A 23688-nucleotide genomic window follows, 5' to 3' on the forward strand; every position below is an offset into this window, starting at 1 on the left:
GACTCCTTTGCTTTTTTAATCATTTATAAACCTAGCTTTAGTTATATCCCTAAAATGTACACAAGTGAAATTACTTTGGCTATTTTAAGGCTTAATTTAAATTTGCGATTTTTATTTAACTGTATATACTCACAGTTAAATGTACTGTATGGAAAACCAGTTGTATGCGACCATTAACGAACCGCCAAGCTCAAATACTCGAACTAATTAAAGTTTTTATTAAAGACACTGGTATGCCTCCTACACGTGCTGAAATAGCGCAAACATTAGGTTTTAAAAGTGCCAATGCTGCTGAAGAACATTTAAAAGCACTTGCTAAAAAAGGCGCAATTAAAATGAAACCAGGTGCAAGCCGTGGTATTCAGTTAATTGAAGAAGAAGAGCCAGAACAATTAGGTTTACCGCTTATAGGGCGTGTTGCTGCTGGTTCACCTATTTTGGCGCAAGAGCACGTTGAAAGTCACTGCAAAATAGATCCATTAATGTTTAAACCGGCTGCAGATTTTTTACTACGCGTTAACGGTATGAGCATGAAAGATATTGGTATTATGGATGGTGATTTACTTGCTGTACATCGTACTCAAACCGCTGAAAACGGGCAAGTTGTTGTTGCCCGCCTAGACGAAGACGTAACTGTAAAACGTCTTGAGAAAGCGGGTCGTAAAGTATTACTTCATGCTGAAAACGACGATTTTGAATCTATTGAAGTAGATCTTGAGAATGAGTCTTTTAATATTGAAGGCTTAGCCGTTGGTGTTATAAGAAACGCTGATTGGATGTGACTTTAAAAATAGCTTTTAAACAAGCAGTTTTATAAATGCGTACTAATTAGTACGCATTTTCTGTTTTAAATTCGCACTAAAAATAGGGCATAAATAGCTCACTGACAATTTAAGCTGTAAACTTTTTTGCACTTATATTTTCCCCCTTCGAATGCGTTAAACCCCTTTGTTTTGCTCATCTTTTGAACTTCCTGTTACCTAGTTGGTTACTGATTTTTTATTAATTACTCAATATCACCTGATTGTTTTTTATACTAAAACTTGCTTGTTGTTCATTTTTTAGCTAATTATTAATGTGCTGAGCTAATAATAACTCACAGCTTTTTAGTTTTGAGAACACACAATATACACAAACACGTTGTTGGCGCAGCAAAACCAATCAATATTAAATGAGATTGACTAAAAAAATAAAAATAACGAATTGGCGTTTAAGCCGTATGCCTCTTCGCTTTGCATTCGCAATAGCATCAAAGGAGCCGTCACATGGGTAAACTGACCTCTACCTTGTGGCTTATATTATGTGTTTTTTCGCACCCAGTTTTGGCTAACAGCCAATACAATATGCGCAAAGGCGTAACCGATATAAGCAATAATGTATATCAGCTGCACATGACCATATTTATAATATGTTGTGTGATTGGGGTGATAGTGTTCGCAATTATGTTTTGGGCACTTATTCATCACCGTAAATCTAAAGGGGCTGTACCTGCCCAATTTCACGAAAGCACTAAAGTAGAAATACTTTGGACTGCAATCCCGTTTGTTATTTTAATTGCTATGGCAGTACCAGCCACTAAAACTCTAATTGCAATGGAAGATGCCAGCAAAGCTGATCTCACTATTAAAATTACAGGCTCGCAATGGAAATGGCATTATGAATATATGGGTGAAGATGTAGAGTTCTACTCTATTTTATCTACCCCGCAAGATGAAATAGCGAATCTTGCAGATAAAAATCCTAACTACTTACTTGAGGTTGATAAACCTCTCGTACTGCCAATAAATCAAAAAGTACGATTTTTAATGACTTCTGACGATGTTATTCACTCTTGGTGGGTACCTGATTTTGCAGTTAAAAAAGATGCGAATCCCGGCTTTATAAACGAAACATGGACGAACATAAACGAAGAAGGTACTTACCGAGGCCAATGTGCTGAGTTGTGTGGTAAAGATCATGGCTTTATGCCCGTTGTGGTGGTCGCTAAATCTGAGGCTGATTTTAAAACGTGGCTTGCAGATGCAAAGCAAGCTAAACAAAAAGCAGCATTAGCAGATGCCGCATTACTTGATAAAACCCTCCCAAAAGAAGAATTAATGACTTTAGGCGAACAAGTATATATGGCCAATTGTGCTGCATGTCATCAGCCTACTGGCATGGGGTTACCGGGTGTATTTCCTGCACTTAAAGGCAGCCCTATAGTGCTTGGCGATATAAAAGATCACATTGATGTAGTTATCCATGGGCGACCCGGTACGGCAATGCAAGCATTTGCCAAACAGTTATCTATAAAGCAATTAGCAGCGGTTATTACTTATAAACGTAATGCGTGGGGTAATGATACGGGTGATGTTATTCAACCGAGTCAAATACAGGCAGCACTTGATGCCAAAGTGGAGGCGAACTAATGAGTAGCATAGTAGAACAACCTAACGCCAATGAAGCTCATCATGCTCATCACCCAGCTAAAGGTTTTAAACGCTGGCTTTACACAACTAATCATAAAGATATAGGTAGTTTATATTTAATTTTTTCGCTGACCATGTTCTTAATTGGTGGTGGAATGGCCATGGTGATCAGAGCTGAATTATTTCAACCAGGTTTACAGTTGGTCGATCCTCACTTTTTTAATCAAATGACCACAGTGCATGGTTTAATTATGGTGTTTGGTGCGGTTATGCCGGCCTTTACAGGCCTTGCTAACTGGATGATACCACTCATGATTGGCGCGCCAGATATGGCATTGCCAAGAATGAATAACTGGAGCTTTTGGATTTTACCGTTTGCGTTTTTAATCCTATTGGCATCGTTATTTATGCCTGGTGGGGGTCCTGCATTTGGTTGGACTTTTTATGCACCACTGTCTACAACATACAGTAATGACAATACTGCATTGTTTGTATTTGCCGTACATATTATGGGGATTAGCTCAATAATGGGCGCAATCAATGTGATTGTAACTATAGTGAACTTACGTGCTCCCGGCATGACATGGATGAAGTTGCCCTTATTTGTATGGACGTGGTTAATTACTGCCTTTTTATTAATAGCGGTAATGCCAGTGCTTGCAGGGGCTGTCACTATGGTACTTACCGATAAGTATTTTGCGACCAGCTTTTTTGATGCCGCAGGCGGTGGCGACCCGGTGATGTTCCAACACATTTTTTGGTTTTTTGGTCATCCCGAAGTATACATAATGATTCTTCCTGCCTTTGGCATTATATCTACAATAGTACCTACCTTTTCTCGTAAAAAACTTTTTGGCTATGCCTCAATGGTATACGCCACATCCTCCATAGCACTATTGAGCTTTATTGTATGGGCTCATCATATGTTTACCACTGGGATGCCGGTCGCTGGCGAGTTGTTTTTTATGTACGCGACCATGCTTATATCGGTACCTACAGGAGTAAAAGTATTTAATTGGGTTGCCACAATGTGGAAAGGCTCAATAACTTTTGAAGTGCCAATGCTTTTTAGTATTGCGTTTATTGTGCTGTTTACCTTAGGTGGCTTTTCGGGGTTGATGCTGGCAATTACACCTGCTGACTTTCAGTACCACGATACTTATTTTGTAGTGGCGCATTTTCATTATGTATTAGTAACAGGGGCTGTATTTTCGATAATGGCGGGGGCCTATTACTGGCTGCCCAAGTGGACGGGCAATATGTTTAATATCACGCTAGCTAAATGGCATTTTTGGCTATCGCTGGTGAGTGTGAACGTATTGTTTTTTCCTATGCATTTTGTAGGGCTTGCCGGTATGCCGCGTCGAATTCCCGATTATGCACTTCAATTTGCCGACTTTAACGCAATCATAAGTATTGGTGGATTTGCCTTTGGTTTATCGCAATTGTTGTTTGTAGCTGTGGTAATTAAATGCGCGCGTGGCGGTGATAAAGTGCCTGCAAAAGTATGGGAAGGGGCAGAAGGGCTTGAGTGGGAAGTTGACTCTCCAGCGCCATATCATACTTTTTCTACGCCGCCGGTAATTAAGTAATGACACACGCACCGCTACTCAAACGTTTGGTACTTATTTGCATAGGCATGTTTGCCTTTGCCTTTGCTTTAGTACCTTTGTATGACGTGTTTTGTGATGTAACAGGGCTTAATGGAAAACCTTCGCTTGAGCAGGCAGAGCAAAGTACACAAATAGTACAAAACCGAGAAGTCGGCGTTAGCTTTACTACTCACGCACAAAGTGGTGCACCGTTTGAAGTTAAATCAAAAGAATACAGTGTAGTGGTAAAACCCGGTGCAATGCGTGAAGTAATGTTTAGTGCTAAAAATAACAGCAACCTAGATAAAGTAATGCAGGCTGTACCATCAGTCTCACCAGGTAAAGCGGCAAAGTATTTACACAAAATAGCCTGTTTTTGCTTTGATCAGCAACCTCTAAAAGCAGGGGAAGAACTTGAATTTAAATTACTTTTTTATGTTGATACCGCATTGCCGAGCGATATTGAAGAATTAACTTTATCTTATACCGTATTTGATATTAGTGAACAGCTGGTGGCAAGTAACAACTAGCTTTTTAAACTAGTGTGAAACTAGGAGTAAATAAAATGAATCAAGAATATGAGCATTATTACGTACCTGAGCAAAGCCCATGGCCTATTGTAGGTGCTGTTGCATTGTTTTTTATTGCAGTAGGGGCAGGCTTGACTGTTATGAGTGTAGGTAAAGAAGGTGGTAGCGGGGTTTATCTGCTTTATGCCGGTATTGCTGTACTTGTGTATATGTTGTTTAGCTGGTTTAAAAATGTAATTAATGAATCGGACCAAGGTTTGTACTCAGCACAAATGGATCGCTCTTTTAGACAAGGTATGAGCTGGTTTATTTTTTCTGAAGTTATGTTTTTTATGGCCTTTTTTGGTGCGCTTTTTTATGCACGCGTATTGTCGGTACCTTGGCTTGGAGGCGCAGGCAATAATGCAATGACTAACGAGGTTTTATGGCCAACTTTCGAAGCTGTTTGGCCGCTAGTTTCAACACCTGCTGGCGAAACTACTCAAGCTATGGGCTGGCAAGGCTTACCGCTTATAAATACCTTAATACTGCTTACTTCCTCAGTGACTTTACATTTTGCCCACGTAGCGATGGAAAACAATAAACGCACTCCACTTAAAGTTTTTTTAGGCGCTACTATTTTATTGGGCGTTTGCTTTTTAGGGCTGCAAGTTGAGGAGTACATGCATGCATATAATGACCTTAACCTAACGCTAGATGCGGGCATTTACGGTAATACGTTCTTTTTATTGACTGGTTTTCATGGCATGCATGTAACGTTAGGAACCGTACTTTTATTTGTAATATTTTTACGGATATTAAAAGGGCACTTTACTAAAGATAAGCATTTTGCTTTTCAAGCAGCTGCTTGGTATTGGCACTTTGTTGATGTGGTGTGGCTGTGTTTGTTTGTATTTGTATATGTGCTGTAGCGTTTATTGGCGAATTATTTGCTTTAATAAAACCAAGTTTAAGCGCTGCAATAACAACAACTAAAACAACGACCGAAAACAATACGCGACGACCTAAAAAGTGAGACATAGGTCGTCCCCCAGTTTTCCCTGACACCATAATAAACAATGCTCTAAATAAGTTAAAAAGTATAAATATTAACAACAGTACGATAATAATTTTAATAATCACTGAGTTGACCCTTTATGCAGTTAGTTTTATGGCACAAACAAAAGCTTAGTTCACTAATCACACTTTGTATGGTTGTGGTTGTTGTACTTGTGTGTGTGCGACTAGGATTTTGGCAGTTGGAGCGGGGTGAGCAAAAACAGCAGCAACTAACCGCTATTGCTAAGCAACAGAATCGGGGTGTGGTGAGCTGGTCTCAATTACTTAACCTGCCTGATAGCTGGAACAAAACAGGTGTATTGGTTGAGTTAAAAGGGCGGTTTGTACAAAACCAATATTGGCTTTTAGATAATCAAGTTTATAACGGACAAGTAGGGTACGACCTACTTGCTTTACTAAAGCCAGCCAGCGAAGAAAAAGTGATTTTAGTTAATTTAGGATGGGTAAAAGCGCCTATATCTAGAGATACACTGCCAAAGGTTACTCTGCCTACAGGTGTTTTTATTCTTAAAGCGCAAATAAAAGAAAATAACCTAAGTAGCTTTACGCTTGAAGATAAAACTACAAATAACGACTTACCTACAAGAATCCAATCTATCGACTTGAATATGCTGAGCACTCAAAGCCAGCAATCATTAATTAATTTTATGGCTTACAGACAAGGTACTGGTGATGAGATTGCAACACCTCATTATGAGGCAGTTGTTATGAGCCCTCAAAAGCATAATGCCTACGCTGTGCAATGGTTTTTAATTGCTGTTGCATGTGCTGTTGTGGCTATTTTTGCGAGCAAAAAAAGGACACTTAATGAAAAATAATCCCCTTGTGTTGTTTGTGGGCTGCTGCGCTATCCCATTAATTTTGGCATATGGCGCATTAAAGTTTGATTGGTTGCCTACTGCAATTACTAATAATGGCGAGTTTTTAAGCCAAGAAATAAAACTTAAAAATTGGCCGCAAAATAATCCCAAGCAATGGACTATCGCACTTAATTATTCAAACGAATGTAACACCCCATGCAGCGAACAACTCAATGCACTTAATAATTTATATGTGGCACTTGGTAAAAACCAAGGCAAGGTTGATATGGCTGTAATGGGAAGTCCCGACAATAAAAACCTACCATGGAAAATTATTACCGAGCAACAGAGTTTAAATCCTGCAAGTTTGTATTTAATTGATCATATGGGGTTAGTGGTACTTGAATATCCCTTTAAGGTCGAGCCACAAGAAAACCGTTTAGTACAAAAAGGGTTATTAAAAGATCTAAAAAAATTACTTAACTATTCTCGTTCTAGCTAACTAAGTTGAGCTTAAGTTGGAGTATCTGATGTATAAAAATTATAAAAACTTAGTATTAATAACAGGATTACTCGCTTTAATTGTAGTTGCTTTAGGTGCGTACACCCGCTTAAGTGATGCAGGTTTAGGGTGCCCCGATTGGCCTGGTTGTTATGGCTTTTTAACGGTACCTAAGCATGAGGCTGACATAGCCTTAGCAACTCAAAGCTACCCCGATATGATGTTCGAAACCGCAAAAGCGTGGAAAGAAATGATTCATCGCTACTTTGCAGGTGCTTTAGGCTTACTTATTTTAGGTTTATTTGTGTTGGCTTTTTTAAAACGCCAATATCCAACTACGCCAGTTAAATTGCCTTTGGCTTTACTTCTACTAGTGGTGTTTCAGGCTGCTCTTGGTATGTGGACAGTAACCATGAACCTTCAGCCGCTTATTGTAATGGGCCACTTATTAGGTGGCTTTAGTATTTTGTCACTTATAACGCTTTTATATTTACGGCTAACCGCAAAACCTATTATGGGTGGCGATAGCGGCGCAAAACGCTATTTCGGTTTAAGTTTAGTAGCGCTCAGTGTATTAATTATCCAAATTGCACTTGGTGGTTGGCTGGCTGCAAATTACGCCGCTCCACATTGTAGTGGTTTGCCATTGTGTAATTACGCACAACCGTTTTCATTGAGTAGCGTATTTCAATTACCACTTGAGCACAGTAATTATGAGTTTGGTGTGTTATCGCAGCAAGCGCGTATGTCTATTCATTTATTACATCGCATTTGGGCACTCGTTACTTGCATTGTTCTGGCGTTAATTATGTGGAAAATATACAGCCAAGCGTACTCTAAAAAAATTAAAAATTGCGTTGTGAGTGTATTACTTGTTCTGCTTTGCCAAATTAGCTTAGGGCTTATTTTAGTACATTGGCATATTCCGTTGGGAGTTGCACTGGCGCATAACTTGATGGCAGCCATACTGTTATTAAGCATGGTTAGGTTGTGTTATTACCTAAAATCACGCACATAAAGGGGAAATATGATGGCACTTATAATTGATAAAAAAATACTGCTACCCGTTAATACTCAATCGCTAATTTCGCGTACACATAGTTTGCTGCAAGACTACTTAGCAATTAGTAAATTTAAAGTGGTAGCTATGCTGGTGCTAACAGCTTGGGTTGGTTTAGCGCTGGCTCCCGATGTAGGGCGCGGTATGGTCGTACAGTTTATTAGCTTGTTAGGTATAGGGCTACTTTCTGCTGCTGCAGCGGTTATTAATCATGTGGTTGATAGCGAGATAGACTCAAAAATGGCGCGGACTCGTCATCGCCCTGTGGCTAAAGGGCGTTTAAGTAAAACACATGCGCTTAGTTTTGCAGCTGTTATTGGGGTTGCTGGTTTTATTATGCTGATGGTGTGGGCTAATACCTTAACCGCTATATTAACGTTATTTGCATTGGTAGGTTATGCATTTGTTTATACATCATTTTTAAAGCGTGCAACGCCGCAAAATATTGTTATAGGTGGGTTGGCTGGCGCAATGCCTCCATTATTAGGTTGGGTGTCAGAAACAAACCAAATGGCAGCAGCCCCTTGGTTACTCGTAATGATAATATTTACCTGGACCCCACCACACTTTTGGGCGCTGGCTATAGCACGAAAAAGTGATTATGAACGCGCTAAAATCCCTATGTTACCAGTAACCCATGGTATCGATTTTTGTAAAACGTGCGTCGTTGCTTACTCTGTTTTACTCGCTGTTGTTTGCGTATTACCTTATTTAATCGGTATGTCTGGATTAATCTATTTGATAGGTGCATGTGTATTAAATGCCGTGTTTATATATAAGGCGGTCAATTTAAAAATTGCTGGAAATGATGAGACTGCAATGGACTTATTTCGTTTTTCGATTATTCATTTAATGGTACTCTTTGTAATCTTATTTATAGATAAATGGCTCCCTTTATGAAGCAGTTATGGCTTGGATTAATTGTTATTTTAGTTTCGTTTTTATCAGCATGTTCAAATGAAAATAGTCCACCAGATGTAGATGCATTAGTTTACGAAAATGCAAAGCCACTGTCTGATTTTACGCTAAACGATCAGCGCGGCGAATTAGTGACTAAGCAACAATTTTTAGGACAGTGGAATTTAGTATTTTTAGGCTACACAAGCTGCCCAGATATTTGTCCATTAACACTTGCTAAGTTAAATGCTGTTTATAAAAATTTACAAGCAGATTATCCGCTACAAGTTTGGTTTTTATCGGTTGATCCAAAACGCGATACACCAGCTAAACGAAAGCAATATATAGATTACTTTAACCCAGACTTTTTAGCTGTGTCGGGAGAGCATAAACACCTTTTTCCTGTTGTTCGAGAGCTTGGTTTAATTTACGCCATTAGCGATAGTAGTGAATCAGAATATGCTGTTGATCATAGTGCCTCGGTCGCTATGGTTGATCAAAATGGAGCCGTTAGAGCTATTTTTAAACCAGAATTTAAACAAGGTAGTGTGCCATTAATTAATGCGACGACTTTAACGCAAGAGTTTAAAAAAATAGCTGATTACTATAAAAACTAGTTTTTTACTTTTTACCAATTTTAAAGGAGCTTTAGGCTCCTTTTTTTGTATTTTAACGACAGGTTAAATTTAATTAAGCATTTTATGGCAATTTTAATAACTAGGGCTAAGCTTTTGTTATGAATTGAATTGACAGGGAATGCACTTACTAAATGCTAAAACTTCCGAGCGAACTTGCTATTACGCAAGTTGAAACACTACATCAAGACTTACTACACGAACTCAATAGCAACGATGATATCTGTCTTGATATTAACGATGTGATTTCTGCTGATACTGCCTCAATTCAACTTTTATGCGCCTTACAAAAACACCTACTTACTATACAGCACAAAATAATATGGGTAGGCAGTAGCGAGGCCTTAACGCATACAATTAATAAACTTGGCTTAAGCCAATACTTAACAACCGAAAGTAAAAGTTAGGGGTATATATGAAAAGAATTTTAGCGGTTGATGATTCAGCATCGATGCGTCAAATGGTGAGCTTTACATTAAAAACGGCCGGGTTTGATGTAACCGAAGCTAAGGATGGCAGTGAAGCTCTCGCTATTGCCAAGCAACAAGACTTTGATGCCGTGATCTCAGATGTAAACATGCCACTAATGGATGGAATTACATTAATACGAGAGCTGCGTACTTTACCTAGTTATAAATTTACACCACTACTGATGCTTACTACAGAGTCGGGCTTAGAAAAAAAGATAGAGGGTAAAGCTGCTGGTGCAACAGGTTGGATTGTAAAACCATTTAATCCCGATCAGCTACTAGCGGTAATTAAAAAAGTTATTCGCTAAGGAGCGCAGTGTGAGTATAGATTTAAGTCAATTTTTTGAAGTTTTCTTTGAAGAGAGTTTTGAAGGCCTAGATACCATGGAGGCTGAGTTATTAAACTTAGTGCCAGGTGAGGAAGATTTAGAAACTATCAACACTATTTTTAGAGCTGCTCACTCAATAAAAGGAGGCAGTGGCACTTTTGGTTTTAGCTCCGTTGCTGACTTTACTCATGTACTTGAAACACTACTGGATCAAATTCGCCAAGGTGAACGAGAGCTTAGTACCGAGCATGTCAATTTATTACTCAAAGCTGTGGATTGCTTGCGCGCTTTACTTGCTGCACTTCAAGGTGAGCAAGAGCCAGATTTAACCGAGGCAGATTTGTTAAAAGTACAATTTGAACATGTACTTGGAATGAAAAACGAAACACAAGAAAATAAACCTCAAAGCTTTGGCGAGCAAACAAGTAGTAACACCTATCAAATAGACTTTAAACCCCATCATCATTTATTTAAAACAGGAAACGAGCCACTGTATATGATCAGTGAGCTCGAAGAGCTAGGTGAGTTAGAAACCACAGTATTTTACGATGAAGTTCCAGAAATTACAGATTTGAGCAGTGATGAATGCTTTTTACATTGGCGCTTTTTTTTAGATACTAGCCATGATGAAAAAGCCATAAAAGAAGTATTTGAATGGGTAGAAGACGATGCCGACATAAAAATTGAATTATGCGGAGGCTTATTTGGCAATGATGAGCAAATACAACCTAATCAAGGTGAGATATCTAAAGCTGTTGAGCTTGAAACATCCGATTTAATAAAAGTAGCTGAGCTACCTAGTAAGCCAAAGCAACCCGCTGCTAATAAAGATAAAAAACCTGCAAGTACACCAGAGTCTACCTCCATTCGAGTTGGTATTGATAAAGTTGATTCGTTAATAAATATGGTAGGTGAACTTGTTATTACACAAGCGATGCTCAATCAGCTTAGCGAGCAAGAAATCACACCAGCCACAATCACTTTACTACAAGAAGGTCTAGCGCAACTTGCCCATAATACGCGTGATTTACAAGAAAATGTGATGCGCATTCGTATGCTGCCAATAAACTTTGTATTTAGTCGTTTTCCTCGATTAGTGCGAGATATAGCGCAAAAACTAAATAAGCAGGTTGAGCTAAAGTTGATTGGAGAGCAAACCGAGCTTGATAAAACAGTAATGGAAAAAATATCCGATCCTATGGTGCATTTAGTGAGGAACTCACTTGATCATGGATTAGAGACTGTTGAGCAAAGACTGGCGGCAGGTAAAGATCCCGTTGGCACAGTAACCTTAAATGCATTTCATCAGGGTGGAAACATTGTTATTGAAATAATGGATGATGGGCAGGGGTTAAATACAAAAAAAATAAAAGAAAAAGCCATCACTAACGAATTAATCTCAGCTGATAACCATCTCAGTGACGATGAAATAAATGAGCTTATTTTTATGCCCGGCTTTTCGACAGTAGATGAGGTAAGTGACTTATCTGGTCGTGGAGTTGGGATGGATGTAGTTAAGCGAAATATTCAATCATTAAATGGCTCAGTGGAAGTAACCTCAGCGCCCGGTGTTGGTTCTACGTTTACTATTAGATTACCACTTACTCTCGCTATTTTAGATGGGCAATTAGTTAAGGTGGCTCAGCATACTTATATTATCCCGCTCATTTCTATTGTGGAGTCACTGCAAATTGATATTGCTAAAGTGAGTCGAGTGGGTAAAAACCTTGATGTATTGAGACTTCGGGACGAATACATTCCTATTTTAAGGCTCTACGATATTTTTAATCATAAAAATGCCATTGAATCACTCGATAAAACGCTGCTTGTTGTTGTAGAAACAGATAACCAAAAGGTGGGTTTATTAGTTGATGATTTACTGTCTCAACAACAGGTTGTTATTAAAAGTTTAGAGGCTAACTATCATAAAGTTGATGGCGTATCGGGAGCCACTATCTTAGGCGATGGGCGTGTATCGCTGATTGTGGACATTAGCGGCTTAATAAAGCTCTCAGGTTTAAAAAAACCAGGTAGCCAAGAACTAACTATTGAAACGCAAGCCACTTTGGAGGCGTTATGAGCTCAGAGCAAAGCCAGTTAAGTAATCAATTAAATCTTCAGCAACAGCAAGGTGTAAAACAGTTTTTAACTTTTATTATGGCTGATGAAGAATACGGCGTTGATATTTTAACAGTACAAGAAATTCGCAGTTGGGAAGAAATTACAGTACTGCCCAATGCGCCTGAATTTGTAAAAGGCGTTATTAATTTACGTGGAACAATAGTGCCAATTATTGATTTACGGTTGCGCTTTGGATTACCAAGTGTCGACTATGGGCCATTAACGGTGGTTATCGTTGTCAAAATAGAATTTGAACTAGGTAGTAAAATTATAGGTGTTGCTGTTGATGCCGTTTCTGATGTTTACAGTATTGCGGAGCAAGATGCGAAAGCGGTTCCTAGTTTATCTGAGTCGAATAATTGTGAATATGTAGCTGGGTTGGTGAATGTTGGTGAAAAAATGGTAGCGCTAATTGACCTGCAAAAAACAATGAATATTTAGCAAATAGAAACTAAATGAATAATAAACTTAAAGGTGGTGATGAGCATGGGATGGTTTAGTAATCCAAAGCAGTCAAAATCAAGTAATGATTTAATTGTAGACGCATTGAATAAATCATTAGCGGTGATTGAGTTTGAACCTAACGGAAAAATAATTACTGCAAATATGAATTTTCTAAACGCGATGGGCTATCGTCTTGAAGAGGTTCAAGGCCAGCATCACTCTATGTTTGTTGACCCAGATGAAGCTCAGGGCAACGATTATAAGAACTTTTGGCGACGCCTGCGTAATGGCGAGTTTATCTCAGATGAGTTTAAGCGTAATGCAAAAGGTGGAGCTGAGGTATGGATCCAAGCAACTTATAACCCAATTGTTGATGAGCAAGGGCAAGTATTAAAAGTAGTTAAATTTGCCACCGACGTGACCGAGCAAAAGTTAATAGCAGCAGAAGCCTCAGGGCAAATTAGTGCTATAAGTAAATCTCAAGCGGTTATCGAGTTTAATTTAGATGGCACTATTATTGATGCCAATGATAACTTTTTAAATGCACTTGGTTATCAACTTAGCGAGATTAAAGGTCAGCACCATAGGCTTTTTATTGAACCCGAACATGCAAATAGTATCGAATATAAAGAGTTTTGGGCCAAACTAGGTCGCGGTGAATTTGATTCAGGGGAATATTTAAGAATAGGGAAGCAGGGTCAGGAGGTTTGGATTCAAGCATCTTATAACCCAATTTATGATATGAACGGCAAGCCGTTTAAAGTGATTAAATACGCATCTGATATTACTGAACAAAAAGAGCTTGAAAAAGCATCTCGCAAAGCAGCCGATTTAGCAAATGCGCTTAAAGTTTGCCAAGCGAACGTAATGATTGCTGATGAAGACCTTAATATAGTATTTGTGAACGATCGTGTTCAGCAAATGCTAAAAGTCCGCGAAAAAGAATTACAAACTGTATTACCAAGCTTTTCTGTTGATAATTTAATTGGCACCTGTGTTGATGATTTTCATAAGCACCCTAATCATCAGCGCGATTTATTAAAAAATCTCGATAAGCCTCATAAAGCCGAATTACTTTTAGCAGGTGTCACTTTTACCTTGATTGCTTCACCTTGGATTAGCCAAGATGGAAAGCATTTAGGCACCATTGTTGAGTGGGAAGATAGGACCAATGAGGTTGCGCTTGAAAAAGAAATAGCCGAACTTATTAGCGCTGCAGGTAATGGCGAATTAGATACAAGAGTCGCGGAAGAAGGCAAGGAAGGATTCTTTTTACGTTTGGCTCAAGGGCTAAATAGCTTAGTTAAAATAGTTGATGATGCAGTTGCTGACACTGGCAGTATGCTCGATGCGATGGCAAATGGTGATTTATCAAAACGAGTTGAAAAAGAATATAAAGGCTCATTTGATAAACTCAAACGCGATGCTAATGCTACGGCAGATAAGTTAACGGAAGTGATTAATCGCATTAATTCATCGGCAACGCTTGTAGCCAGTGGTGCAGAGGAAATCTCTCAAGGTAATGCTGATTTAAGCCAACGTACAGAAGAGCAAGCCTCGTCACTTGAAGAAACAGCGTCGAGCATGGAAGAGATGACTAGCACCGTTCGCCAAAATGCTGATAACGCAAAAGTGGCAAACGATTTAGCAGAAGAAACATGCGAAAAGGCGATTCAAGGTGGTGAGGTTGTAAATAGAGCAGTTACGAGCATGTCGGCAATTAATGAGTCGAGCAAGAAAATTGCAGATATTATTGGTGTCATTGACGAAATAGCATTTCAAACTAACTTATTAGCGCTTAATGCTGCAGTAGAGGCTGCAAGGGCTGGTGAACAAGGTCGAGGCTTTGCGGTTGTCGCAGGTGAGGTGCGTAATTTAGCACAGCGCTCTGCAGGCGCAGCGAAAGAAATTAAAGAGTTAATAAGAGATAGTGTAGGCAAAGTAGCTGATGGCTCTCAATTAGTTAATGAGTCGGGCGCTACACTTAAAGAGATTGTTGTATCGGTACAAAGAGTGACGCAAATGATTTCTGATATTACAGAGGCATCTGAAGAACAAAGTGCGGGTATTGAACAAGTTAATACCGCCATCTCGCAAATGGACGAAATGACGCAACAAAATGCCGCCTTAGTAGAGCAAGCCTCTGCCGCTGGCGAGTCTATGGCTGAGCAAGCTAATGAGATGCGCCAACTACTCAACTTTTTCTCAATAGGTCAGCAAGAGATGGCGATGATTTCGCCGACTATGCGCACACCTAAATTATCTCATAAGTCGCAAAGCAGTTTTGTAAGTAATAAACCCAGAGGCGATAACTTTGTAGACTCTGCTGATGAATGGGAAGAATTTTAACAACCAATCTTCTTATACACCTCGCTGAATACATAATCACAGCGAGGTATTATTTGGCAGGCTAAATTGAGAGCGAATAATGAAAGAGTTTTTGTGTACCGACCGCGACTTTAAAGAAATTGCCAGTTTAGTTTATAGCGCATGTGGAATTGTATTAGGTGAGCATAAGCGAGAGATGGTTTATTCACGCTTAGCAAGACGTATTAGAGAGCGAAAACTAACTGACTTTAAAGCCTATTTAGAGTATTTAAATAGCCATAAAGATCAGGAGTTTGATGCCTTTATTAATGCAATAACAACTAACTTAACGTCTTTTTTTCGTGAAATACACCACTTTGAATTTATAAAATCTGAGCTTGTACCTGCTCTCTTAAAGGCAAATAAAAATAGTAAGCGAGTAAGAATCTGGTCTGCAGGTTGCTCAACAGGAGAAGAACCCTACAGTTTGGCGATGACTTTAAATAATGCATTTCCGAGCAATTGGGATGTAAAAATACTAGCAACCGATTTAGATTCTAATGTATTGGCAAAAGCACAAAAGGGTATTTACACCGCAGCGAATGTTAACGGCTTAGATGACGTGCAACTTAAGCGTTGGTTTTTAAAAAGTAAAGACGGTGAAAACTATAAAGTTAAAGATAGGCTAAAAGAGTCTATTTCATTCAAGCGTTTAAACTTATTGCAAGATTGGCCAATGAAAGGATCATTTGATCTTATTTTATGTCGTAATGTTGTTATTTACTTTGATAAAGAAACAAAAGATCAGCTTTTTAAACGTTACGCCAATATATTAAATGAACAAGGTTATTTGTTTTTAGGTCACTCAGAAAGTATGGGAAAAGAGCATACGCAATTTAAAAATTTAGGGAAAACTATGTACCAAAAGGGACAAAATGCACGCAGAGTTTAGGCCGGTATTACCTAACTTTGAACATATTAAACGATATTGGGACTCGGGCCGAGGTAGCGTTGTTGCTAAAGTGCTTCCGGGTGAGTTTTATGTTTCTAAAAATAATGAGCTGATCTCTACAGTTCTGGGTTCGTGTATTGCGGCTTGTGTTTACGATGAAGTACTAGGGATTGGGGGCATGAATCACTTTATGTTACCAATTCAAAAGGGAGTAGAACTTAAGAATGCGCATAGTTTAAGTTGTCGGTATGGCAATTGGGCTATGGAGTATCTTATAAACGAAGTTTTAAAAAATGGTGCATCTCGCCGTAACCTAAAAGTAAAACTTTTTGGTGGGGGTAAAATTATTAGTGCGATGACTGATATAGGGCTGGGTAATATTAGTTTTGCAGCGGCGTATATTAAAGAAGAGGCATTAAACCTAGTTGCCCACGATATGGGTGGACCATGGCCACGAAAAATATTTTTTCATCCGAACACCGGTAAAGTTCATATGAAAAAACTTAAAAACCTACATAATAATACGATTGAAAAACGCGAAGTCCGTTACTTACAAAACCTTAAAAAGCAAGAAGTAGTAACTGATATAGAGCTGTTTTAGGAGTATGCATGATTAAAGTATTAATAATTGACGACTCCCCCTTAATTAGGCGTTTACTCACTGAAATATTACAGCAAGCTAAAGATATTACGGTAGTGGGGAGCGCTGAGGATCCCTACGAAGCTCGCGAAATGATAAAAAAGTTAAATCCTGATGTATTAACGCTCGACGTAGAAATGCCAAAAATGGATGGCATTAGTTTTTTAAAAAACTTAATGCGATTAAGACCAATGCCAGTAGTGATGATTTCAACACTGACCCAAAAAGGCTCTCCTATTACACTCGAGGCACTCGAATTAGGGGCTGTTGATTTTATAGCTAAGCCTACTAATAACGTAAGAGAGCAATTGAGCCAATATGCATCACTTGTTCAACAAAAGGTGCGAATAGCTGCTGGAGCAAGAGTAAGAAGCTATAAAAAAACGGTCGTCACAAATGAGCCTATTAATACCCATTCTCAATTTTTACTTAATAAAGTAATTGCGATAGGTGCTTCCACGGGGGGTACTGAGGCTATCAAAGAAGTACTTATTAAAATGCCACAAAATTGCCCGCCCATTGTAATTACTCAGCATATTCCTCCTGTGTTTAGCGCCTCATTTGCTGAGCGAATGAATCGTACATGCACGATAAATGTGAAAGAGGCTGAACATGGCGATAAGCTTAGCACTGGCTGGGCTTATATAGCACCAGGTGGTTTTCATTTAAGTATTAAAAAGCGAGGTGTTAGCTTGTATTGCCAGCTTGATGATGGCGAGCCGGTCAACAGACATAAACCTGCGGTAGATGTGCTGTTTAACTCATTAGTTGAGACAGGAGCTAAAAACGTAGTTGCAGCCATACTAACAGGGATGGGGAGTGATGGCGCAAAAGGGTTACTTGCACTAAAACAAAACGGTGCGTATACCTTGGCTCAAGATGAGTACTCATCGGTGGTATGGGGTATGCCTAAGGCTGCCGCTGAGTTAAATGCAGCAGACGAGATAGTTGCGCTGGATAAAATAACCCAGCGACTATTACATCAGGCAGTTAAGGTTTAGGCGCTTCAATTACCCAAGGCTGCGAAAACCAAAAATAATCATCAGGGCTAGAAATAGAAGGGGCCGTACAATTAAAACGAGAGCGTCCTTTATTAAGCACCTTTGGTGAGGTTATTTCGACTGTATTTTTATTTACCCATTTTAAATCTGCTTGGCCTACGCTTGATACGTAACAGGCAAATTGGCTTTTATGAAAGTCACCCATTTTAAATTCAATTGTGAGCGTGGGTGGATTTTGTTGTGTAACGCTATCTTGATAAGTTAAATTGGTGATATTAAACGCGCGTGAGTTAAGCTTAGTAATAAGAGTTTCTAGTTTGCTGTAAAAGCCTGATGCAGGAAAACGTGGTAAGCGGCTAAAATTAGAGTCTTTATTTACAGCGCCGGAGTGCTGACCAATACCCACAAAACCAAGCTCTGTCACAAGTGCTTGCAGCTCGTTATTAAACTCACCATACGGGTATGCTAAGTATTTATAGTCGTGGCCTATTTCTTCTTTTATACGCTTTTGAGAGCTAATAATATCTTGCTTAATACGTGATTGCCATTGTGCATCGGTTTCGTTTTCAAGCTTAAGGTGTAAGTAATCATGTTGTCCGCTATGATTGGCTATTAATGCCCCTTTTTTAGATAATTCTTTGAGCTTATCCCACCCCATTACGTAGCTCATGCCCTCGTCTATTAATTTAGGATTTACAAAGATAGTGTACGGGTAGCCAAACTTTTCTAAAATAGGCGCGGCTTGTTCATAGTTATTGTTATAACCATCATCAAAGGTGATGGCGACAGTTTTATCAGGTAAGGTTTCACCTTGCTGAAGTGCGTTTATTAAGTCATTAAGAGGAATAACGTTAAAGTTGTGCTCTTTTAAATAGCTCAAATGTTTAGTGAATGTATTGGCGCTAACGCTTGTTACAGCGGGTAGGGTTTCACTAACATGATGATACTGTAAAATAACGGCTGCTTGAGCCCGCACAGATACACTAATGAGGATAAATAATACTAAATGAAACAATTTCTTATACATAATAAGGCACACCATAAAAGCTTGCTGTTGTTAGCGGGTCCGATGATACTATCAAATATCACAGTGCCGTTGTTAGGAATTGTTGATACTGCTGTAATTGGGCACTTAGGAAGCGCTCATTACCTAGCGGGTATTGCCCTTGGCTCTGCAGTTATATCTATTTTATTTTGGCTTGCTGGTTTTTTAAGAATGAGCACCACGGGACTCGTGGCACAAGCATACGGAAAAAACGATTTAACCCAACTTGCCGCTTTACTTAAACGAAGCCTATTGCTTGCAAGCGCAGTGGCCGTGCTATTAATTGTGTTATCCCCATTAATAAAGCACGCTATAGCTTACCTCTCCGCCGCCAATAGCGACGTACTTACCCAAGCGTATCAGTATTTTAGCATTCGTATTTTTAGTGCTCCAGCAGCATTATGTAATTTAGTGTTACTGGGGTGGATGCTTGGTGTGCATTATGGTCGAGGTCCATTTTATTTATTACTCGTCACTAATATCGTTAATATAGTACTCGATATTTATTTTGTTGTTTATTTAGATTGGGCAGTTGCAGGCGCTGCGTGGGCTTCACTTATTGCTGATTATACGGCTTTAGTATTTGCACTGTTTTTAGTGGTTAAACTAGCTAAAAAACAAGACATTGATCTAAATGTACCGAATTGGTTGAGTATTAGCAAAATGGCTGAATTATTGAGTTTGAATAGAGATATATTTATTCGCTCTTTAATACTGCAATTATGCTTTAGTTTTATGACGTTTTACGCAGCGCGTATAGGCGAAACCACATTAGCTGCTAATGCTGTTTTACTTAACTTTCTAATGTTGGTGAGTTTTGCTCTTGATGGCGTTGCTTACGCGTCTGAGGCAAAAGTAGGGCAAGCTAAAGGCCAAGGAAGCGTTAAAAATATAGAGCTTTGGGTTAAAATAAGTGTATTTTGGGGCATGCTTTTTGGCGTCTTATATAGCGCTTTTTTTGCATTATTTGGCAGCGGTATAATCAAGCTTTTAACCAATGTGCCAGAGGTTATTCAAGAGGCAACACACTATTTACCATGGCTAATAGTGTTGCCTATTTTGGCCATGAGTTGCTTTTTGTTTGATGGTGTTTTTGTAGGGCTTACGCGAGCAAAGAACATGCGTAACAGTATGATACTTTCAGCAGGAGTTGGCTTTTTTGGTGTGTTTTGGGTGTTTATAGACTTGCAAAATAACGGGTTATGGCTGGCTATGAGCTGTTTTATGTTAATGCGCGGGGTTACATTAATAATTAAATATCACCACTTAAAAATAAATAATCAGCTATTAGATTAAACTAAATAAATGGTTTATTTCCAGAGATCGGGGTCGTGGTGTTTAGGGCCCATATCTTTTAAAACTTGTGAAAAACGATTAGCAAAAATACCGCAGTAGCCCCAACCGGCAAAAAATAATGCGGGGAGTAAAATTATAACGCCAATTATTTGTAAGCTGTAGTGAGTGTAATACCCAATAGATATGAATATCACGGCTAGCACAAACAGTGCTAAGCCGCGAAAAAAGCGCTTTAAGCTCAGCTTAGGGTTGCTCCCTAAGCGATAAATAAGCTGCTTTAGCATTTAGAAGGCCTAATAGTAAGAGTGATCGCCCGCTTCGTGCTCTGTTATATCAGCAACACCGGTGATTTCTTCAAACTTAGCTATCATTTCTTTTTCAATGCCTTCTTTTAGCGTTACATCGATCATAGAACAACCGTTACAACCACCACCAAACTGAAGTATAGCTATACCTGCAGCTGTAATTTCAACAAGGCTTACTTGACCACCGTGGTTAGCAAGTTGTGGATTTACTTCGGTTTCTAGCATGTGCTGTACACGTTCGTTTAACGATGCATCGTTACCTATTTTACGCGCCTTTGCATTTGGTGCTTTTAGCGTTAACTGAGTACCCATTTTGTCGGTAACAAAATCGATTTCAGCTTCTTCTAAAAATGGAGCACTTTCTGCATCTACAACGGCATCAAAACCGTTAAAGTTTAGGCGAATATCGCTCGCTTCTACAGCGTCTTCTGGACAATAAGACACACCACATTCCGCTTGTGATGAACCAGGGTTTACAACAAACACACGAATATTGGTTTGTTGTGATTGATCTGCTAATAGTTTAGCAAAATGCGCTTGCGCTGTTTCGGAAATAGAAATCATAAAACCATCTATACTTGACTAAATTACTCGGATACTGCGTATCATACTCCGCTCATCGTGTTGCGGCTAGTGTTGAGCGTAAAAAGTTGGCATCTATTTTAAGCAATGGTAGCGTGCAAACAACGAACATTTTTTGAGTGATTTATATGCGTTTGGTATTAACATTAATGGTGGTGTTGCTTAGCTTTTCAAGTGTAGCTAAGCCACTTTCGTATTATTTTGAACAAGATGTAAAATTTGACCCTTCAATTCCTACTCCTGAGCAAGTACTCGGTTACGAAGTAGGAGAGTGGCACGTGAGACACGATCAGCTCGTACGTTATATGGAAATACTTGCTGATAAAAGCGACCGTATAAATTTTGAGGTGATTGGCCGCACGCATGAACAACGTCCGTTAGTAATGCTAACAATTACTGCTGCTGATAAGTTATCAAGCATAGAGCAGACACGCCAAGCTCACTTAGCACGCTTAAGTAATAACAGTGGTAAAGCACAAGATGACCCTGCCGTTGTATGGATGGGGTACAGTGTTCATGGTAATGAGTCATCAGGTAGTAACTCATCTTTGCTGGTGGCATATTACTTAGCTGCTGCACAAGGTACTGAAATAGATGAGCTATTAAATAACACGGTTATTTTACTCGATCCTTCACTTAACCCAGATGGCTTAGCGCGTTTTGCTAATTGGGCCAACAGTAATCGAGGCATGAACTTATCAAGTGACCCTAAAACCCGTGAACATGTTGAAAACTGGCCAAGTAGTCGTACCAATCATTACTGGTTTGATTTAAATCGTGACTGGTTATTACTACAGCATCCTGAATCGCGTGCGCGTATTGCCAAATTTCATCAGTGGAAACCAAATATTTTAACTGACTTTCATGAGATGGGTCCAAACAGCAGTTACTTTTTTCAACCAGGTATTCCAAGTCGTAAGCACCCTATAACACCTGATGAAAATGTTACCTTAACAAAGGCAATTGCTAACTATCATGCAAAAACCTTAGATGAAAACAATGCACTTTATTTTACAGAAGAAAGCTTTGACGATTTTTACTATGGAAAAGGCTCAACTTACCCAGATGTAAATGGCGGCATAGGCATTTTATTTGAACAAGCAAGTTCTCGCGGACATATTCAAGAAACTATAAATGGACCTTTGAGCTTTCCTTTCACTATTAAAAATCAACTGTTAACGAGTTTATCTACCTTTAAGGCAGCAGTTGATAACCGCCAAGCGTTATTGGATTACCAAGCTAAATTTTATAATCAGGCTACTGATTTAGCCAGCGATGAAAGCTTTGAAGGTTATGTTGTTGAAGGTGCAAGCGACAACACCCGTATTAAGCACTTTTTAGAATTGTTAAAGCAGCATCAAATTAACGCTTACCCACTTACTAAATCATTAAAAGCAGATGGTAAGAATTTCAGTACACATAGCTATTTTGTACCATTAGCACAACCACAATATCGTTTGGTAAAAGCGATTTTTAGTGAGCAAAAAAACTTTGCTGATAATACTTTTTACGATGTATCTGGCTGGACATTAGCGCATGCGTTTAATTTGCCATTTTCTAAAGTTAAAAGTAGTTGGGGATTAAAGGTTGCTGATAAAGCATGGGAAAAAGTAGCAACCCCATCATTTTCTTCACTCACCGAAGGTTACGCATTTGGTTTTTCGTGGGATGATTATTTAGCACCTAAAATGTTAAATAGCTTATTACAGCAAGGTATAAAAGCACGTGTAGCGCTAAAAGCATTAACGGCTAAATCAACATCAGGAGAAATTAATTTTAAACCTGGAAGTATTATTATACCGGCTGGACTACAAACAAATACAGATTGGATTACCTTGCTAAATAAAGCACAAAATGAGTTTGGTATTGCAATCAAACCGATTACATCAGGTTTAACAAGTAAAGGAGCCGATTTAGGGTCGCGATCAATGGCGGTTGTTAGTGCTCCAAAAGTACTGCTTATTGGCGGGCAAGGCGCAAGCCAGTACGAAGTCGGCGAAGTGTGGTATTACCTAGATCGCTTTGTAGGTGTTGCACCAACAATTGTTGAAATGAACCGCTTTAGTTCACTCGAGTTAAGTGACTACAGTCATATTGTGCTTGCTCATGGCAATTACAATAGCCTATCTGATGCCGACAAAGTTGCTATTAAAAGCTGGGTAAGAAAAGGCGGCGTTATTTGGGGTCACAAAGGCGGCGCTAAATTTTTAGCTGATCAGCAATTACTCAAAGCAAGCTATCTATCACGACAAGATGTAGCAAGTGCATTTAAAACGACAGATTTAAGTTATGGCGATAAAGATCATTTAGCAGGACGTCAACGCATTGCAGGTGCTATTTTTAATACTAATGTAGATTTAACTCATCCGCTTACATTTTCACTTAAGCGTAATACATTGCCCGTATTCAAAAACAGTACTTGGTTGCTAGAAGCTTCCAATGCTCCGTTCGTAAATATACTTACCTACACTAAAAATCCATTATTGGCAGGCTTTACCGATGCCGTTAATGTTGAGCAAGTTGCTGGCGGCGCAGGCTTAATTGCTCACTCATACGGACGAGGTACAGTAATAGGCATGACCGATGACCCTGTATTTAGAGGCTACTGGTATGGGACTAGTCGACTACTAAGCAACGCTTTATTTTTTGGCCATACGTTTCGTGCAAATGGCGAATAATACTAATTCGCTTAAATTAAGTGATCTATTTTGAG

General features: G+C 39.1%; 24 protein-coding genes. 20 read left to right on the forward strand and 4 right to left on the reverse strand.

Annotated features, from left to right (window positions below):
- The first annotated feature begins 164 nt into the window (after nt 1–164).
- From lexA to I6E72_RS16715, 5 genes are all read left to right on the forward strand, one after another.
- Nucleotides 165–782: a transcriptional repressor LexA gene (lexA, locus tag I6E72_RS16695; RefSeq protein ID WP_007584941.1), complete on the forward strand. Its 618-nt coding sequence runs from the start codon at nt 165–167 to the stop codon at nt 780–782.
- 483 nt (nt 783–1265) lie between these two features.
- Nucleotides 1266–2408, forward strand: coding sequence for a cytochrome c oxidase subunit II (gene coxB, locus I6E72_RS16700; RefSeq protein WP_024594300.1), 1143 nt, complete (start codon nt 1266–1268; stop codon nt 2406–2408).
- Nucleotides 2408–4000, forward strand: coding sequence for a cytochrome c oxidase subunit I (gene ctaD / locus I6E72_RS16705; RefSeq protein ID WP_007584944.1), 1593 nt, complete (start codon nt 2408–2410; stop codon nt 3998–4000). Before coxB ends, ctaD begins: the two co-directional genes overlap by 1 nt.
- Nucleotides 4000–4530, forward strand: a complete 531-nt coding sequence (locus tag I6E72_RS16710) for a cytochrome c oxidase assembly protein (RefSeq protein WP_002959612.1) — start codon at nt 4000–4002, stop codon at nt 4528–4530. The genes ctaD and I6E72_RS16710 overlap by 1 nt, the downstream gene beginning before the upstream one ends.
- Before the next feature lie 35 nt (nt 4531–4565).
- A complete protein-coding gene (locus I6E72_RS16715) occupies nt 4566–5441 on the forward strand; it encodes a cytochrome c oxidase subunit 3 (RefSeq protein WP_024594298.1) in 876 nt (291 codons plus the stop codon).
- On the opposite strand, the gene I6E72_RS19905 is transcribed toward I6E72_RS16715, so the two are convergent.
- The gene (locus I6E72_RS19905; protein WP_076916441.1) at nt 5344–5652 is read right to left on the reverse strand and encodes a DUF2909 family protein; all 309 of its coding nucleotides are present in this window, start codon (nt 5650–5652) and stop codon (nt 5344–5346) included. The two genes, I6E72_RS16715 and I6E72_RS19905, sit on opposite strands and share 98 nt — an antisense overlap.
- A 14-nt stretch (nt 5653–5666) precedes the next feature.
- Here I6E72_RS19905 and I6E72_RS16725 point away from each other — a divergent pair, with 14 nt between their 5' ends.
- The 13 genes from I6E72_RS16725 (at nt 5667) to I6E72_RS16785 (ending at nt 17747) form a co-directional block, all read left to right on the forward strand.
- On the forward strand, nt 5667–6407 hold the full coding sequence (locus I6E72_RS16725; RefSeq protein WP_197113245.1) for an SURF1 family protein: 741 nt from the start codon (nt 5667–5669) through the stop codon (nt 6405–6407).
- Nucleotides 6397–6891, forward strand: coding sequence for a hypothetical protein (locus I6E72_RS16730; RefSeq protein ID WP_007584950.1), 495 nt, complete (start codon nt 6397–6399; stop codon nt 6889–6891). Before I6E72_RS16725 ends, I6E72_RS16730 begins: the two co-directional genes overlap by 11 nt.
- Before the next feature lie 28 nt (nt 6892–6919).
- Nucleotides 6920–7909: a COX15/CtaA family protein gene (locus I6E72_RS16735; protein ID WP_007584952.1), complete on the forward strand. Its 990-nt coding sequence runs from the start codon at nt 6920–6922 to the stop codon at nt 7907–7909.
- Nucleotides 7910–7921: 12 nt separating this feature from the next.
- Nucleotides 7922–8851 carry a heme o synthase gene (gene cyoE, locus I6E72_RS16740; RefSeq protein ID WP_002959598.1) on the forward strand — a complete coding sequence of 310 codons (930 nt, stop codon included), beginning with the start codon at nt 7922–7924 and terminating at the stop codon, nt 8849–8851.
- Nucleotides 8848–9465, forward strand: a complete 618-nt coding sequence (locus I6E72_RS16745) for an SCO family protein (protein WP_007584954.1) — start codon at nt 8848–8850, stop codon at nt 9463–9465. Before cyoE ends, I6E72_RS16745 begins: the two co-directional genes overlap by 4 nt.
- A gap of 152 nt (nt 9466–9617) precedes the next feature.
- Nucleotides 9618–9890 (forward strand): STAS domain-containing protein, encoded by a 273-nt coding sequence (locus I6E72_RS16750; RefSeq protein ID WP_002959595.1) that lies wholly within the window; start codon nt 9618–9620, stop codon nt 9888–9890.
- Between the two features lie 8 nt (nt 9891–9898).
- A complete protein-coding gene (locus tag I6E72_RS16755; protein WP_197113248.1) occupies nt 9899–10261 on the forward strand; it encodes a response regulator in 363 nt (120 codons plus the stop codon).
- Between the two features lie 10 nt (nt 10262–10271).
- Nucleotides 10272–12362 (forward strand): chemotaxis protein CheA, encoded by a 2091-nt coding sequence (locus tag I6E72_RS16760; protein ID WP_024594292.1) that lies wholly within the window; start codon nt 10272–10274, stop codon nt 12360–12362.
- Complete coding sequence (locus tag I6E72_RS16765) at nt 12359–12844, forward strand: chemotaxis protein CheW (RefSeq protein WP_007584959.1); 486 nt, start codon at nt 12359–12361, stop codon at nt 12842–12844. The genes I6E72_RS16760 and I6E72_RS16765 overlap by 4 nt, the downstream gene beginning before the upstream one ends.
- A 45-nt stretch (nt 12845–12889) precedes the next feature.
- Nucleotides 12890–15196: a methyl-accepting chemotaxis protein gene (locus I6E72_RS16770; protein WP_197113251.1), complete on the forward strand. Its 2307-nt coding sequence runs from the start codon at nt 12890–12892 to the stop codon at nt 15194–15196.
- Between the two features lie 79 nt (nt 15197–15275).
- Entirely contained in the window at nt 15276–16106 is an 831-nt protein-coding gene (locus I6E72_RS16775; RefSeq protein WP_024591684.1) for a CheR family methyltransferase, read from the forward strand.
- Nucleotides 16090–16707, forward strand: coding sequence for a chemoreceptor glutamine deamidase CheD (gene cheD, locus I6E72_RS16780; RefSeq protein ID WP_007584962.1), 618 nt, complete (start codon nt 16090–16092; stop codon nt 16705–16707). Before I6E72_RS16775 ends, cheD begins: the two co-directional genes overlap by 17 nt.
- 8 nt (nt 16708–16715) lie before the next feature.
- Complete coding sequence (locus I6E72_RS16785; protein WP_007584963.1) at nt 16716–17747, forward strand: protein-glutamate methylesterase/protein-glutamine glutaminase; 1032 nt, start codon at nt 16716–16718, stop codon at nt 17745–17747.
- Here the strand turns inward: I6E72_RS16785 and I6E72_RS16790 are convergent.
- Nucleotides 17737–18774 carry a polysaccharide deacetylase family protein gene (locus tag I6E72_RS16790; protein WP_197113266.1) on the reverse strand — a complete coding sequence of 346 codons (1038 nt, stop codon included), beginning with the start codon at nt 18772–18774 and terminating at the stop codon, nt 17737–17739. The two genes, I6E72_RS16785 and I6E72_RS16790, sit on opposite strands and share 11 nt — an antisense overlap.
- Nucleotides 18775–18816: 42 nt before the next feature.
- On the opposite strand from I6E72_RS16790, the gene I6E72_RS16795 reads away from it, so the two are divergent.
- Nucleotides 18817–20088, forward strand: coding sequence for an MATE family efflux transporter (locus I6E72_RS16795; RefSeq protein WP_197113268.1), 1272 nt, complete (start codon nt 18817–18819; stop codon nt 20086–20088).
- 14 nt (nt 20089–20102) lie between these two features.
- Here the strand turns inward: I6E72_RS16795 and I6E72_RS16800 are convergent, their stop codons facing one another.
- Nucleotides 20103–20372, reverse strand: coding sequence for a hypothetical protein (locus tag I6E72_RS16800; RefSeq protein WP_002959572.1), 270 nt, complete (start codon nt 20370–20372; stop codon nt 20103–20105).
- 9 nt (nt 20373–20381) lie between these two features.
- Nucleotides 20382–20957 carry a Fe-S biogenesis protein NfuA gene (nfuA, locus tag I6E72_RS16805; protein WP_007584966.1) on the reverse strand — a complete coding sequence of 192 codons (576 nt, stop codon included), beginning with the start codon at nt 20955–20957 and terminating at the stop codon, nt 20382–20384.
- Between the two features lie 146 nt (nt 20958–21103).
- On the opposite strand from nfuA, the gene I6E72_RS16810 reads away from it, so the two are divergent.
- Nucleotides 21104–23653 carry a M14 family zinc carboxypeptidase gene (locus tag I6E72_RS16810; protein WP_197113270.1) on the forward strand — a complete coding sequence of 850 codons (2550 nt, stop codon included), beginning with the start codon at nt 21104–21106 and terminating at the stop codon, nt 23651–23653.
- Nucleotides 23654–23688 lie beyond the last annotated feature (35 nt).

It is taken from the genome of Pseudoalteromonas sp. NSLLW24, from assembly GCF_015864725.1.
In the GTDB taxonomy this organism is placed as follows: Bacteria; Pseudomonadota; Gammaproteobacteria; order Enterobacterales; family Alteromonadaceae; genus Pseudoalteromonas; species Pseudoalteromonas arctica.